Here is a 12710-nt window from a genome sequence, read left to right on the forward strand (position 1 = left end):
TCGTCTAGCAAATTGTCTGTGCCAATCTATTGCGAGTGAATCGCGGTATACAGCGCAGGTTCGAGCCGTTAACGTAAAGCAAAGCCGTTTATAGAGGAAGGACTCGTGGAACACTCGCTCTTAGTTTGGTTGTTGCCGACTCTTGCCCTGGTTGTGGGTGTCGCCATTGGATTCCTGATCGCTCGCCTGGTGCCGAATGCCGCTCCGAGCAGCACGCAACGTCAGCTGGATGATATTCAGGAACGTTTTGACAAGTATCAGAACGAAGTGGTCACCCACTTCAACAGCACTGCATCCCTGGTCAAGAAACTGACTCAGAGCTATCAGGAAGTGCAGGATCATCTCGCCGAGGGTGCCAACCGCCTGGCCCTGGACGAGCAGACTCGCCAACGCTTGCTGGCTGCCCTGCACGCTGACGCGGTGCAGGCTCCACGGGAACGCCTGACGCCACCGCGCGATCAGGAACCGCCTCGCGATTACGCTCCCAAAGCCCCGAACGCGCCGGGCATGCTCGATGAGCATTACGGCCTGAAGAAGTAATCAGGTTTCGCGCGACACAAAAAGCCCTCGGACGAGTGATTGTCCGAGGGCTTTTTTTTATTCTGAAGTTTTCATCGCCTGAACAAGCGGCACAAAAAAAAGCCCGATCCTTTAAGGATCGGGCATTTTCATTTCAGGAAGAGGTCAGCCTCTTATGGGTACTGCTGAACAGTGCCTGGCTGTTGCTGACCGCCGTATTGCTGGCCCGGAATCGCCTTCAGGTTGACCTCGACGCGGCGGTTCTGTGCCCGGCCATTGGCATCACCGTTGCTGGCAATCGGGTTATCCGGCCCGGCACCACGTGCCGACAGGTTGGCGCCGCTGACACCCTGTGAGGTCAGGTAAGTCGCTACGCTCTGGGCGCGACGCTGGGACAGGTCCATGTTGTGCTGGCGGCTGCCGGTGCTGTCGGTGTAGCCGACGATCTCGATCTGGTTCTGGTTGAACTCCTTGAGCGAGCCCGCCAGGTTGTTCAGCGGCTGGTAGAAGCTTGGGGCAATGTTCGCCGAATCGGTGGCGAACGTGATGTTACCCGGCATGATCAGCTTGATCTGATCGCCCTGGCGCTGCACCTCAACCCCGGTGTTGGCCATGCTGGCGCGCAGCTTTTTCTCTTGCTGGTCGGCGTAGTAACCGTAACCGGCGGCAGAAGCACCCACCACGGCGGCGCCAATCAGCGCGCCCTTGCCACGGTTATCGTGGCTGATGGCAGCACCGGCCAGCGCACCGGCCAGGGCGCCGAGGCCACCGTATTTGGCGGTTTTGCTCATGCCCGTGGAGCTGCCATCAGCCTGACCCTGGTTGTCATAAGGGTTCGGCGATGCGCAACCGGACAACAGAGCCACTGCAGTAGCGACAACGATCAAACGACGCGAGGTGAACATGGAGGAGCTCCTACTTTTTTTGCATTCTGTGGTGCAACGGACTTAAGCAATGAACCTTTGCGGGCGTTGGATCACTGGCAACGACAAAAATTCCGTCATGAGCCATCAGGCTCGCACAAAGGGGTTACCGCGCATTTCATCGCCCAGACAGGTGTCCGGACCATGCCCGGCCACTACGGTGGCCTCTTCGTCGAGGGTATACAACCGCTGCTTGATCGACCGCACGAGCGTCGCCTGATCGCCGCCCCACAAATCCGTGCGCCCTACCCCCCGCTTGAACAGCGTGTCACCGGCAATCAGCAGCTTAGCCTCTGAAAACCAAAAGCTCATGGAACCTGGCGTATGACCCGGCGTGTGCAACGCAACACCACAACCGCAGGCCAGCTCTTCTTCGTCGGCCAACCAGCGATCCGGCGATGGCACCGGGGTGTAAGGCACACCGAACATCTGGCACTGCATCTCCAGGTTGTCCCAGAGGAACTGATCGTCCTTATGCAGGTGCAGCGTCGCGCCGGTTTTCTCCTTCAACTGACCCGAGGCCAGGAAGTGATCTAGGTGTGCGTGGGTATGGATGATGCTGACCACCTTCAGGCCCAAGGCGTCGAGACGGGCGAGGATCAGTTCGTGATTACCTCCCGGATCGACCACGATGGCCTTTTTGCTGATCGGGTCGCCGATGATTGTGCAGTTGCACTGCAAAGGGCCGACGGGGAAGGTTTCGCGAATGAGGGTGGGCTGCTGAGACATCGGGCACGCTCGGAAAACAGGAATGGCCAATTCTGGCACAAAATCGCATTAATCCATTTACACCTATTTGCGTCGTAAAAATGCGCTACCCCAACACCCCCAACTCTTTAGCCCTTGCCACAGCTTGGGTCCTGCGTTCTACCCCAAGCTTACTGTTGATATGACTGGCATGTGTCTTCACCGTATGCAGCGAAATGAACAACTGCTCACTGATTTCCTGATTCGAACACCCCAGTGCGATCAGTCGCAGAACGGCCAACTCACGTGTACTGAGTTGTTCGGCGACTGGCGATGACTCCACCACCGAACGGGAAGCCATGACCGGAAGCTTTTCCAAGAGACTCTGCGAAACAGCCGTCGGCGCACAGAGTTGAAGTTGCCCGCGCAGCCAGTCCGCGTGCTCAGCCAGTAATCGGTCAAACGGTTGCAGGACACCTCCGGCGGCCGCCTCCAAAGCCTGGGACAGCGCCTTGCGGGCCTCGGGTTCACGCCCACTCACCAGCAACAGCATGACTTTCTGACTCAGCGTCATCACGCTGAGCATCTGCCGACCACTGCGCTGACCGTGCTCATGCAGCGCGTTCAAGCGCCCTTCGGCGAGCATGGGCTGGCCCTTCATCACGTCCAGCACCGCCTGTTGCAGTTCAATGTGCAACGGTAATTGCGGATGAAATTCCGGAGGAGCCGCCGGGTGCTCGCCGTTGTAAGTCTGGCCCAATCGCGCGAGCCAGGCTTCGGCCAGATCGATGCGCCCCTGGGCTAGCCACAGCTCGCATTTGACCAGGGTAATCATCGCCAGATAGTAAATCGGCGGAACGTCCCAGATGTGCATCAGCCGCTCGGCCTCAGCGAGTTCGGCGAAGGCTTTTGCAAATTCGCCGCTGCTGCCGTCCAGCCGGGCAATAACACAGTGGCCGATCAGTACACTGATGTCACGACAGGCCCTGGCTTCACCCAACCCCGCGAGTAAACGTGCCCGCGCGGCCTGGGGTTGCAAGCGCAGCGCCAGCAAAAAACCCTCGTACAAGGTCAGGCGGGCGCGCACCGCATAAAGCCGTTGTGGGGATAAACCTTGCAGGCGTTGCAGCCCCTGACGGACTTCATCCAGTGAACGCAGGATCTCCCCTCGCGCCTGCAATACCCGGGCGCGGTCGTAATGAGCCAAGGCCTCGAACAACGGATTGCCAACGCGCTGTGCCAACTCCAGCGAATCACGATTCAACCCCCGGGCACGCCACAAGTCGCCATCGGCAATCGCCAGATTGGACAAGGTCGACAGGCACATCAGTCGCTGTCCATACCGTTTGGCCGGCAGGCTTTCCAGCGCTTCGGTGCAATAGAGCATGGTCAGCTCGCGATCGCCTCGCCCCCGGGCAATGATCCCGCTCAGGGCCAGCCATTGCGCCAGCATGGATTTTTGCGCAGTAGCCGACGGCGCCGGCAGGAAGCGGCTCAGGTGACTGGCCAGCTCCTCGGCGGCGTCCAGTTGACAGGCCAGCCCCAATGCCCAGCTGTAGAGCACGATCAGCCGTGGCGTGCTGATTAACAGGCTATCGGGCAAGTCCATTTTCCAGCGCAGCAACATGCCGACGTTCTGCTCGGCCAGCAGTTGCTCTTCAGAAAGGTTTTGCACCAGATTCGCCGCGACATCCAGATGCCCGGCGCGCAATGCCTGCTCCACCGCCTCATCGAGTAGCCCTTGGGCGTTGAACCAGCGGCAGGCGCGCAGGTGCAAACTGGCCGTCGGCACCATCGCCTGGGCGGTGGGCCGGCTGCGCAACAGATCGGAAAAAAGGTGGTGATAGCGATACCAGTGACCGTGTTCGTCCAACGGCACCAGAAACACCTGATGCGCCAGCAGGAAACGCAGGATTTCGGCGCTGTCATGGGCTTCGCGCACAGCGTCGCACAGCTCACTGCAAAAGCGCTCCTGGGGCGCGGTGTCGTACAGAAATGACTGTACCTCGGCGGGCAGGCAATCGATGACTTCTTCGAGCAGGTAATCGCGAATCAGCCCTTCCCCACCGTACAACGATTGGGGCAATGCGCCCTCACTGCCCACCTCGGAGGCCGCCAATAGCCAAAAGCGCAGCCCTGCCACCCAGCCTTCGCTGCGCTGGATCAAATTCTCCAGCGCCTCGCCACGCAATGAAATGCTGTGTCGATCAAGCAGGCTCAGGGCTTCATCATGGGTCAACCGAAGATCCTGCTCATGCAACTCGAGCAGTTGCCGCGACAGCCGCAGGCGTGCCAGATGCCAGTCCGGACGCTGCCGACTGGTGACCATGACCAACAAGCCATCGGGTAAATGATTGAGGAAAAACTGCAGACAACGATCAAGCACCGGGCCCTGGGCCAGATGATAGTCATCAAGTACCAACAGCAGCGGCGTGTTGGGTGAGAGGTGCACAGTCAGTTCATCGAGCAAACCGTCCAGCCATTCTTCAAAGGCGAACGGTTGATGACGTTGGCGCATTTTCAGCAGCCCCAACGCCTGGCTGCCCAGTTGTGGAAAGTAATCCTGAAGACCTTCGAGCAGGCGCTCAAGAAAACGGCCGGGATCACTGTCCCGCAGACTCAAGCCCAGCCACAGGCTTTGCCAGTGATCCGGCAACCCCTGACAAAACTCCACCGCCAATGAACTCTTGCCGAACCCTGCCGGCGCGCTGACCAGCAACAGCCTGCCACCGAGACCTGCACTCAGGCGCTCGCACAGACGCGGTCGCAGCACATGGCCGTCAGGCAGTGGAGGCCGGAAAAAGCGCCCGTCCAGTGCCGCGACGGCAACGCTTGCAGGACCCGGAAGTGGGGACAGATCAGTCATGGCCGGCTCTTGTTTGAAATACTGATGGCGGCGTTACAGATGTCCGCAGCCTAGCGGTAAACGAAGAGCTATTGAAGGTTATTGCTACAAATGACTACAAAAAGACTACAACCAAAAATGTCGGTATACCGGACAGCTGCTACGACGCTCTTTATGAACTTCCAAAAAAAAGCCCCGAACCAGTCGGGGCGTTTTTTACGAGGATGCGGCCTCGGGTTACAACGTTTTAGCGAACGCCTTCCTGACGCAACGCGGCCGGAGTGAAGTCGGCGGTGCTGGCGGTGAAGCCGAAGTTATAGGCCGACTTCTCTTCGTTCTTCATGCCCAGTGCCAGGTAGCGGCCCGATTGCAGGTCGTACAAGGTTTCGAGGGCGTACCACGGCACTTGCTTGTCGTAGTAGTTCTCGGAGTGAGCCTCGGCGACGCGCCACAGTTGCCCGCGACCGTCGTAGTGGTCGACCACTGCCGCCTGCCAGGTGTCTTCGTCGATATAGAAGTCACGTTTGGCGTAGATGTGACGCTGACCTTCCTTCAGTGTCGCGACCACATGCCAGACCCGGCGCAGTTCATAGCGAGCCAGGTCCTGGTTGATGTGACCAGCCTTGATGATGTCGGCGTACTTCAGCTGTGGCGAATCGAGCTTGTAGCTGTCGGAGGCGATGTACATCTCTTTCTTGCCTTCGAGCTTCCAGTCATAGCGATCCGGCGCACCGTTGTACATGTCCAGGTTGTCGGAGGTACGCAGGCCATCGGCAGCGGTACCCGGCCCGTCGTAGGACACTTGCGGCGCACGACGCACACGACGCTGCCCGGCGTTGTAGACCCACGCCGAACGCGGTTCTTTAACCTGGTCGAGGGTTTCGTGCACCAGCAGCACACCACCGGCCAGACGAGCCGGCGCGGTCACTTTCTGCTTGAAGTAGAACAAAATGTTGCCTGGGTTCTTCGGGTCGTAATCCTTCATCCTGTCGCGGAACACGAACTGGTCCTCGAAGTACACCAGGCTGAACGAGCCGTTCGCCTGCGGCGTGGCCTGGGTTATCAGGCGGGTCACACTGCCGCCGCGATAACGGGTGATATGGTTCCAGATGACTTCAACGCCACTTTTCGGAATCGGGAACGGGATCGCGGTTTCGAAGTTCTCCAGACCGTTGCCACCGGACACCAGATTAGTGTTGGTAGCGTTCTTCTTGATGGAGGCAAACACCTCATCCGGCACAGTGGCGCCGCGATGGGACGGGTAGACCGGCATCTTGAAGGTTTCCGGGTAGCGCTTGAACATCGCGTACTGGCCCGGCGCGAGTTTGTCCTTGTACTGGTCGACGTTCTGCGCGGTGATGGTGAACAGCGGTTTTTCACTCGCGAACGGATCAGACAGAAAACCCTTGCTGTCCACGCTACCGGCGTTTTTTGGCATCGGTTTCCAGGCCGGGATCGAGCCGTCGGCGTTGCCTGCCATCTCGGCCCCCATCGGGGTCAGGCTCTTGCCCAGCTTGTCCGCTTCGGCCGCAGGGACCGCCGCCATGACAGCGGTCGCCAGCAGCGAAAGCCCCAGAACACCAACATGGAACAGACTCTTTGTTATTTTCATAAATGTGTTCGTCCTGAAAATACTGTGCTTAGAAGTTCACGCCGAAGCTGAGCGCAACGAAGTCGCGGTCATCTACGGTGGTGTACTTGCCGTCGAAGAAGTTGGTGTACGCCAGGCTCGCGGTGTAGGTGTTCTGGTATTCGGCATCGAGCCCCAGGCTTACCGCTTTACGACCTTCCTCGAAGTTGCCGCCAGGGCCTGGCGAGTAACCGCTCACGTCGTGGGACCAGGCCACGTTCGGCTTGAGGTTCACACCGGCGAATACGTCGGGGTATTCCCAAATGGCCCGGGCGCGATAACCCCACGAAGTGGCCGTAGTGAAGCCGTCGTCGTTGCAATTGCGGCTGCGGTTATTGGTAGCGGCACCTGGGCCGGCACCGTTGATGGTGCTGGTATTAAGGATCGCCGAGCAGGTATCGAGACCACCGGTGGACGGCAGTTCGCCAGGCCCGTAGACCGGGTCACGGCCATAACGGACGTCAGAGGTGCTTTCCAGGCCACCGACATGGGTCACGCCCAGTTCGCCCACCAGGGTCAGACGGCTGGCGCCCATGACCTGATCGAAGAAGTGCGTCAGGGTGGTCTGGAACTGGGTGATTTCCTTGCGGCGATAGCCGTGCAAGTCCTGACCCGGCACACCATTAAGCAGCGAAGCATTGGTCAGGGCGCCGCCCAATGGACGCACGCCGGCGAACAGAATGTCGGTGGAGTTGAGCTGCACCGGCGCGTTCGGACGATAGCTGAGCTCACCGCTCCACGCCGTGCCGGTAGGCAAGGTAGTGGAGAAGCTCAAGCCGTAGAGGCGGATGTCTTCCGGGTACTCGACGAAGTAGTTCGAGTTACCCGCGACCACCAATGGTGCCAGAGCCCGAAGCGCCCCCGGCAAGGCCGCTGCCCGTGCATAGGCCGATGCTGGAGCACCCGTGGCGCTGAAGATCGGCGCACGGCTGTGATAGTTCATGAAGTAGGCGCCGAACTCGGTATCCAGCGGCTCAAACATGTATTTGAGGGACGCGCCCCACTGACCGCTGTCCCGCGCATCGCGATCCGCGCCACGGCGCACCAGCACACCTTCTTCGTTGACGTCCACGCCCAGCCTGGTCAATGTCGGCAGAGCGGCGGCCGGAATGGTCGAACGCTTGTTCAGCACGCGCAGGTTGTTGTCGCAACCGTCGGCAATGATGTCGGGCTGGGAGAAAAAGGTGCCGCAGTTGTCGACGACGGTCTGGTCCCATTCCAGCTGATAGAAGGCTTCGGCCGACAGGGTGTCGGTGAGGCTCTGGGACACGTAGAACATGTTGACCGGGATCAGACCTTCCTTGACCTCGGCGCCGGGACGACGGAACGCGGAGACGTCGATCGGGTTGATCGAGTTGATGCCGCCGCCGATGAAAGTACTTTCACCCCAACTCACAACCTGCTTGCCCAGACGCACGGAACCCGGCTGATCGGCAATGGAGTAGTTGTGGTAGACGAAGGCGTCGAGGATCTCGCCGCCGGAGGATTTGGCGCCTTCCTTGCGGTTGCTGTCGCTGATGTCCTTGAATTCGCGGCTTTCATCCTTGAGTTCGAAGTCGTACCAGTATTTGCCTCGGACGAAGACACCGGTGTCGCCGTATTTCAATTCAAGGTCATGAATACCCTTGAAGATCTTCGAGAAAGTTTCGCCACTCTTGAAGTTGGCGTGACCGTCATCGGACGTCTGGGACAGGCCATGGCCCCCGTTATTGACGCCGATCAGGTTTTTGTTGGGACTCTGAGTAGACCAACTGGCTCCGATCGACAGGGATGAGTCGAATTGACCTTCGATTTCACCAACGTTGAAACTGACGCCGAATGCGGGCCCGGCGAGCGAAGAGGCGAGACTGACCGCCAGGGGCAGTTTCGCCCGGCGCCAGAACTGGTTTACTGATGTCATCGACGCTACTCCATGTGCATTATTGTTATGGCTTAGTACTTTTAAAAACGCTGGGTAACCGGAAGCCAAGCGGTCCGAAGTCACTCCAAAGTTGCATCGCCCCGTTTATTGCGTGAGCTCCGTTCTTAAAAATCCTTGAGCGGACTATAGCCAGCAGGTAGTAGTGCTTGATCCCTCTAAAGTGTGATTTGCGCTGCCGGCCACTCTGGAACAGTCCTTTCGCCAGTCCGACACATGTCGGCACGGCAAGGATGGCTGAAAATTCGGATTTCACAAGCCAAGCGCTTGCTTGGTGGCTCTGGCGTGCCCTTTTGGGCACGCCAGATGACGCTTAAAGCGTCGAGAGGAAGGTGCTGTTGTTGGCCTGCCATTCGGTGATGTCGACGCGGATACGCTTCTTGTCGAGCTTGCCGACGCTGGTCTTGGGAATTTCAGTAACAACGGCGATCTGACTCGGGATAGCCCACTTGCTCAGGTGCCCCTGTTCAACGTACGGCTTGAGGTGCTCCTTGAGTTCCCTGGCCCCGATCTGATGCCCTTCGCGAACCACCAGCAGCGCAAATGGGCGCTCGCCCCACTGTGGATCGGCGATGCCCACCACTGCTACCTCGCGTACCGCAGGGTGGCGACTGATCAAGTCTTCCAGGTCCAGGGAAGAGATCCACTCGCCACCGGTCTTGATCACATCCTTGATCCGGTCACGGATGTCGATCACGCCCATGCTGTCCAGGGTTGCCACATCGCCGGTGTGCAGCCAGCCCCCGGCCCAAAGCTCGGCGCCTTTTTGCGGCTCGTTGAAGTACCCCTCGGTGAGCCACGGCGCACGCAGCACCAGTTCGCCCTGGGTTTCGCCATCGGCTGGCAGGAAGTTGCCCTCGGTGTCGACGATTGCCGCCTCAACCAACGGCCCCGGCACACCCGCCTTGATCCGGTAGGTGGTGCGTTCATCTTCAGTGCCGGCCATCAGCTCATCGTTGAGGTGGGCGCATGATACCAATGGCCCGGTCTCCGACATGCCATAAGCGGCGGTCAATTGGATGCCCTTGGCCTTGGCGGCGTCGTACAGCGCATGGTTGAGCGCACTGCCGCCGATGACGATTTTCCAGCCACCGAAATCGACGTTTTGCGCCGCCTTGGCATTGAGGACCATTTGCAGAATGGTCGGCACGCAGTGGGAAAAGCTCACCTTCTCCTTGCGCCACAGCTCCACCAGATACTCGGGGTCGTAACGGCCCGGATAAACCTGCTTGAGCCCGAGCATGGTCGCCACATACGGCAAGCCCCAGGCATGCACATGGAACATCGGGGTGATCGGCATGTACACGTCGTTGGTGCCCAACAGCCGCACGCTGTCGATGGCGCCCATGATGGTCGCCACACCCATGGTATGCAGCACCAGTTGCCGATGGGTGAAATACACGCCTTTGGGGTTACCGGTGGTGCCGGTGGTGTAGAACGTGGTGGCCACCGAGTTTTCGTCGAAGTCCTGGAAGTCGTACTGCGGGCTCGCCGCGGCCAGCAACTGCTCGTACTCGCCGACAAGGTTTGGCAGCTCGGCAGTCTTTTCCGGTAAATCGGTCAGCAGCAGGGTTTTCTCCACCGTGGTCAGGTGCCCGGCAATCGCCTTGTACAAACCGACGAACTCGCTGTTGACCAGCACGAAGCGGTCCTCGGCATGGTTCATGGTGTAGAGAATCTGTTCCGGCGAAAGGCGCACGTTGATGGTGTGGATCACCGCGCCGATCATCGGGATGGCAAACATGCACTCCAGGTAGCGATGGCTGTCCCAGTCCATCACCGCCACGGTATCCCCGGCCTTCACGCCGGCTTCTGTCAGCACATTGGCGAGCCGTGCGACCCGCTCGATCAGGGTCGGATAGCTGTAGCGCAACTGATCGCGATAGATGATCTCCCGAGTTTTTTCGTAACGGGCGCCGGACATCAGCAGCCGTTTAATCAACAACGGATACTGGTAAGCGCCCTCGGCTGGAGGAATAACGCGAGTCTGCAACATAAGAGTCCCTTTTTGACTGCACAGTCTTGGCTGCTAAAGCTAAGCACTCTAGAGGCCTTGAACGCCAGCCAAATCAGCCAAAGGTATGATTTGCAGAGCCGTACAAATGCTAGCTTTGCGCCAGCATTTGTGAGAGTTCGTCAGCCGTTACGCCATTTTTCCTACGGCAGCCTCGGCTGGTGTCCGGGGGAAAACCATTGCAGCCACGAAGGTCAACGCTGCAATACTCGCCAATATCAGGTAAAGGCCTACAAAACCTTGGCGCGGTTCGACGAACGAAATCAGCGGAATCGCGGTAGCACTGGCACCGAACGATAAACAGTAACGCAGCGCGAAGACTCGGGATTGCCATTGCGGCGCGACAAAGTTGGCGACCATCGCATCATTCACCGTGACCTGGCCAAACACCACGAACATGAACGCCGCACCCAGCACGATCACGGCCCAGCCGTCGACATAGGCCAACCCGAACAACAGTGGCGCCTGGCACAGCGTCAACACTATGAACGGCCATTTCAGACTGAAACGATGCAAGACCCGGCCGATGCTCAACTGCGCCACGGCGCCGAAGGCATACGCCAGGCTGACTACGACACCAAGGATTTGCGGTGAAGTAAACAAATCGTGCAGGCGTTCCTGAAACAGTTTCGGATAGGTCATGGTCGTGGCGTTGAACACTACACCGCCGGTCGCGGTGGCCAAGGCCAGTACGCCGAACACCATGACCATGGAAATCCGCTGGCCAGCCGCATCTTTGAGCGGTGTGTGCGCACGCTTGGGGATCGGTTCTTCGCGCACCTGAAACGCGAAACCGATGCCCAGCCCAATCGCCACCACGCCAGGCAAAACGAACGCCGAACGCCAGCCGAGTTGCGCCACCAGCAACCCGGTGATCAGCGCCGAAAACGCCACGCCAAGGTTGCCCCACATGCCGTTGATACCGATTTCACGGCCCCGGTTCTGCGCGTAAGCCACCAGCATCGCGGTGCCCACCGGGTGATAGATCGCGGCGAAAATACCGATCAGCGTCAGGCCGAGTACCAGCATCGGTGCGCTGCTGCTCACGCCGGTAAAGATCGCCGAAGCGCCAATGCCGAAAAAAAACACCAGCATCATTTTCCGTCGGCTCCAGCGATCCCCCAGCCAGCCGGCCGGCAGCGAACAGGCGCCAAAGGCAATAAAACCACCGAGAGACAGGCCGATCAGCGCGGCGTAGTCCTGCGCGAAGGCCTGGGTCATGCCGAGAACGGCGGCGGGAAAAATCAGCATGAACATGTGATCGATCACATGAGCTGCGTTGATATAGCGGAGGACATTTCTGGACTGGTTCATCGCGGCACGCTTACGTTGTAGTGAGCGGCTTATGCTAAGTTGGCGAAAAAGAGTAATTCTGACAACAAAGTCATTGGATCTGACATGTTAATCAGCCATTTCCTGCACGGGCCGGTCAGCGCCTATCCGCGAGATTACGTGGACGGTGCTCACCAGGAACTGCATCAACACCGCGAAGCACAGTTGCTGTACGCCGTTTGCGGCACCATGCGAGTGGTCACTGCGCAAGGTGCCTGGGTCATTCCACCAACCCGAGCCGTGTGGATTCCACCATTGGTGGCGCATGAAATTTTCATGTCGGGCGAGGTGCGCATGCGTTCGCTGTTCATTGCCCCCGAACTGTCGCCGCCAACGCTGCAACAGTGTTGCGTGCTGGCCGTCACGCCACTGCTGCGCGAGCTGATCCTGCGTGCGGTGCAAGGTCCGCAACACGCGAAAAACTCATTGATTCAGCGGCTGATGCTGGAAGAAATCGCCAGCCTGGAAAACCTTCCGCTACACATTCCAATGCCCGAAGATCGACGCCTGCTGGGCATCTGCCTGGCTCTGATGCGCGCACCGGAGCACTCCAACACCCTGGAAGACTGGGCACAGCAGGTCGGCGCCAGTTCTCGAACTTTGGCGCGGCTGTTCCAGCAGCAACTGAAGATGAATTTCAATGCCTGGCGCCAGCAACTGCGCCTGATGGAAGCCCTGCCGCGTCTGCTCGCCGGGGAAAGCGTGCAGAGCGTGGCGCGCGATCTGGGCTACGGCAGTGCTCGGGCGTTCAGCGCAATGTTTCGCCGTTTGCTCGGGGAAAACCCTCGGGAGTACCTGAACGCGCTGAACAAATTGAGCGAACTCAATCCCCCGTAGACGCT

9 protein-coding genes are annotated in these 12710 nt (G+C 59.1%); 2 read left to right on the plus strand and 7 right to left on the minus strand.

Annotation, left to right across the window (positions count from 1 at the left end):
* Nucleotides 1–105 precede the first annotated feature (105 nt).
* Entirely contained in the window at nucleotides 106–540 is a 435-nt protein-coding gene (locus tag AC1RL4_RS13735) for a Z-ring associated ZapG family protein (protein ID WP_018930114.1), read from the plus strand.
* A gap of 152 nt (nucleotides 541–692) precedes the next feature.
* On the opposite strand, the gene AC1RL4_RS13740 is transcribed toward AC1RL4_RS13735, so the two are convergent.
* The 7 genes from AC1RL4_RS13740 to AC1RL4_RS13770 form a co-directional block, all read right to left on the minus strand.
* The gene (locus AC1RL4_RS13740; RefSeq protein WP_230173919.1) at nucleotides 693–1424 is read right to left on the minus strand and encodes a YiaD family glycine zipper/OmpA-like lipoprotein; all 732 of its coding nucleotides are present in this window, start codon (nucleotides 1422–1424) and stop codon (nucleotides 693–695) included.
* A 105-nt stretch (nucleotides 1425–1529) separates the two neighbouring features.
* Nucleotides 1530–2171, minus strand: coding sequence for an MBL fold metallo-hydrolase (locus tag AC1RL4_RS13745; RefSeq protein WP_019582364.1), 642 nt, complete (start codon nucleotides 2169–2171; stop codon nucleotides 1530–1532).
* Nucleotides 2172–2256: 85 nt separating this feature from the next.
* Nucleotides 2257–4995: a winged helix-turn-helix domain-containing protein gene (locus tag AC1RL4_RS13750; RefSeq protein WP_230173917.1), complete on the minus strand. Its 2739-nt coding sequence runs from the start codon at nucleotides 4993–4995 to the stop codon at nucleotides 2257–2259.
* A gap of 226 nt (nucleotides 4996–5221) precedes the next feature.
* Nucleotides 5222–6586: a DUF1329 domain-containing protein gene (locus tag AC1RL4_RS13755; protein WP_018929604.1), complete on the minus strand. Its 1365-nt coding sequence runs from the start codon at nucleotides 6584–6586 to the stop codon at nucleotides 5222–5224.
* 28 nt (nucleotides 6587–6614) lie between these two features.
* Entirely contained in the window at nucleotides 6615–8504 is a 1890-nt protein-coding gene (locus AC1RL4_RS13760; RefSeq protein ID WP_019582366.1) for a DUF1302 domain-containing protein, read from the minus strand.
* A 331-nt stretch (nucleotides 8505–8835) separates the two neighbouring features.
* Entirely contained in the window at nucleotides 8836–10518 is a 1683-nt protein-coding gene (locus AC1RL4_RS13765) for a fatty acid--CoA ligase (protein WP_018929602.1), read from the minus strand.
* A gap of 147 nt (nucleotides 10519–10665) precedes the next feature.
* Nucleotides 10666–11850 carry an MFS transporter gene (locus AC1RL4_RS13770; RefSeq protein ID WP_019582367.1) on the minus strand — a complete coding sequence of 395 codons (1185 nt, stop codon included), beginning with the start codon at nucleotides 11848–11850 and terminating at the stop codon, nucleotides 10666–10668.
* Between the two features lie 84 nt (nucleotides 11851–11934).
* On the opposite strand from AC1RL4_RS13770, the gene AC1RL4_RS13775 reads away from it, so the two are divergent.
* Complete coding sequence (locus tag AC1RL4_RS13775) at nucleotides 11935–12705, plus strand: AraC family transcriptional regulator (RefSeq protein ID WP_230173913.1); 771 nt, start codon at nucleotides 11935–11937, stop codon at nucleotides 12703–12705.
* Nucleotides 12706–12710 lie beyond the last annotated feature (5 nt).

This window comes from Pseudomonas sp. GW822-FHT07A10 (assembly GCF_058798795.1).

Coding starts and splice junctions, on each gene's coding strand:
- AC1RL4_RS13740 (WP_230173919.1), bottom strand. CDS start 1,424: ATGTTCACCTCGCGTCGTTTGATCGTTGTCGCTACTGCAGTGGCTCTG.
- AC1RL4_RS13745 (WP_019582364.1), bottom strand. CDS start 2,171: ATGTCTCAGCAGCCCACCCTCATTCGCGAAACCTTCCCCGTCGGCCCT.
- AC1RL4_RS13750 (WP_230173917.1), bottom strand. CDS start 4,995: ATGACTGATCTGTCCCCACTTCCGGGTCCTGCAAGCGTTGCCGTCGCG.
- AC1RL4_RS13755 (WP_018929604.1), bottom strand. CDS start 6,586: ATGAAAATAACAAAGAGTCTGTTCCATGTTGGTGTTCTGGGGCTTTCG.
- AC1RL4_RS13760 (WP_019582366.1), bottom strand. CDS start 8,504: ATGACATCAGTAAACCAGTTCTGGCGCCGGGCGAAACTGCCCCTGGCG.
- AC1RL4_RS13765 (WP_018929602.1), bottom strand. CDS start 10,518: ATGTTGCAGACTCGCGTTATTCCTCCAGCCGAGGGCGCTTACCAGTAT.
- AC1RL4_RS13770 (WP_019582367.1), bottom strand. CDS start 11,850: ATGAACCAGTCCAGAAATGTCCTCCGCTATATCAACGCAGCTCATGTG.
- AC1RL4_RS13775 (WP_230173913.1), top strand. CDS start 11,935: ATGTTAATCAGCCATTTCCTGCACGGGCCGGTCAGCGCCTATCCGCGA.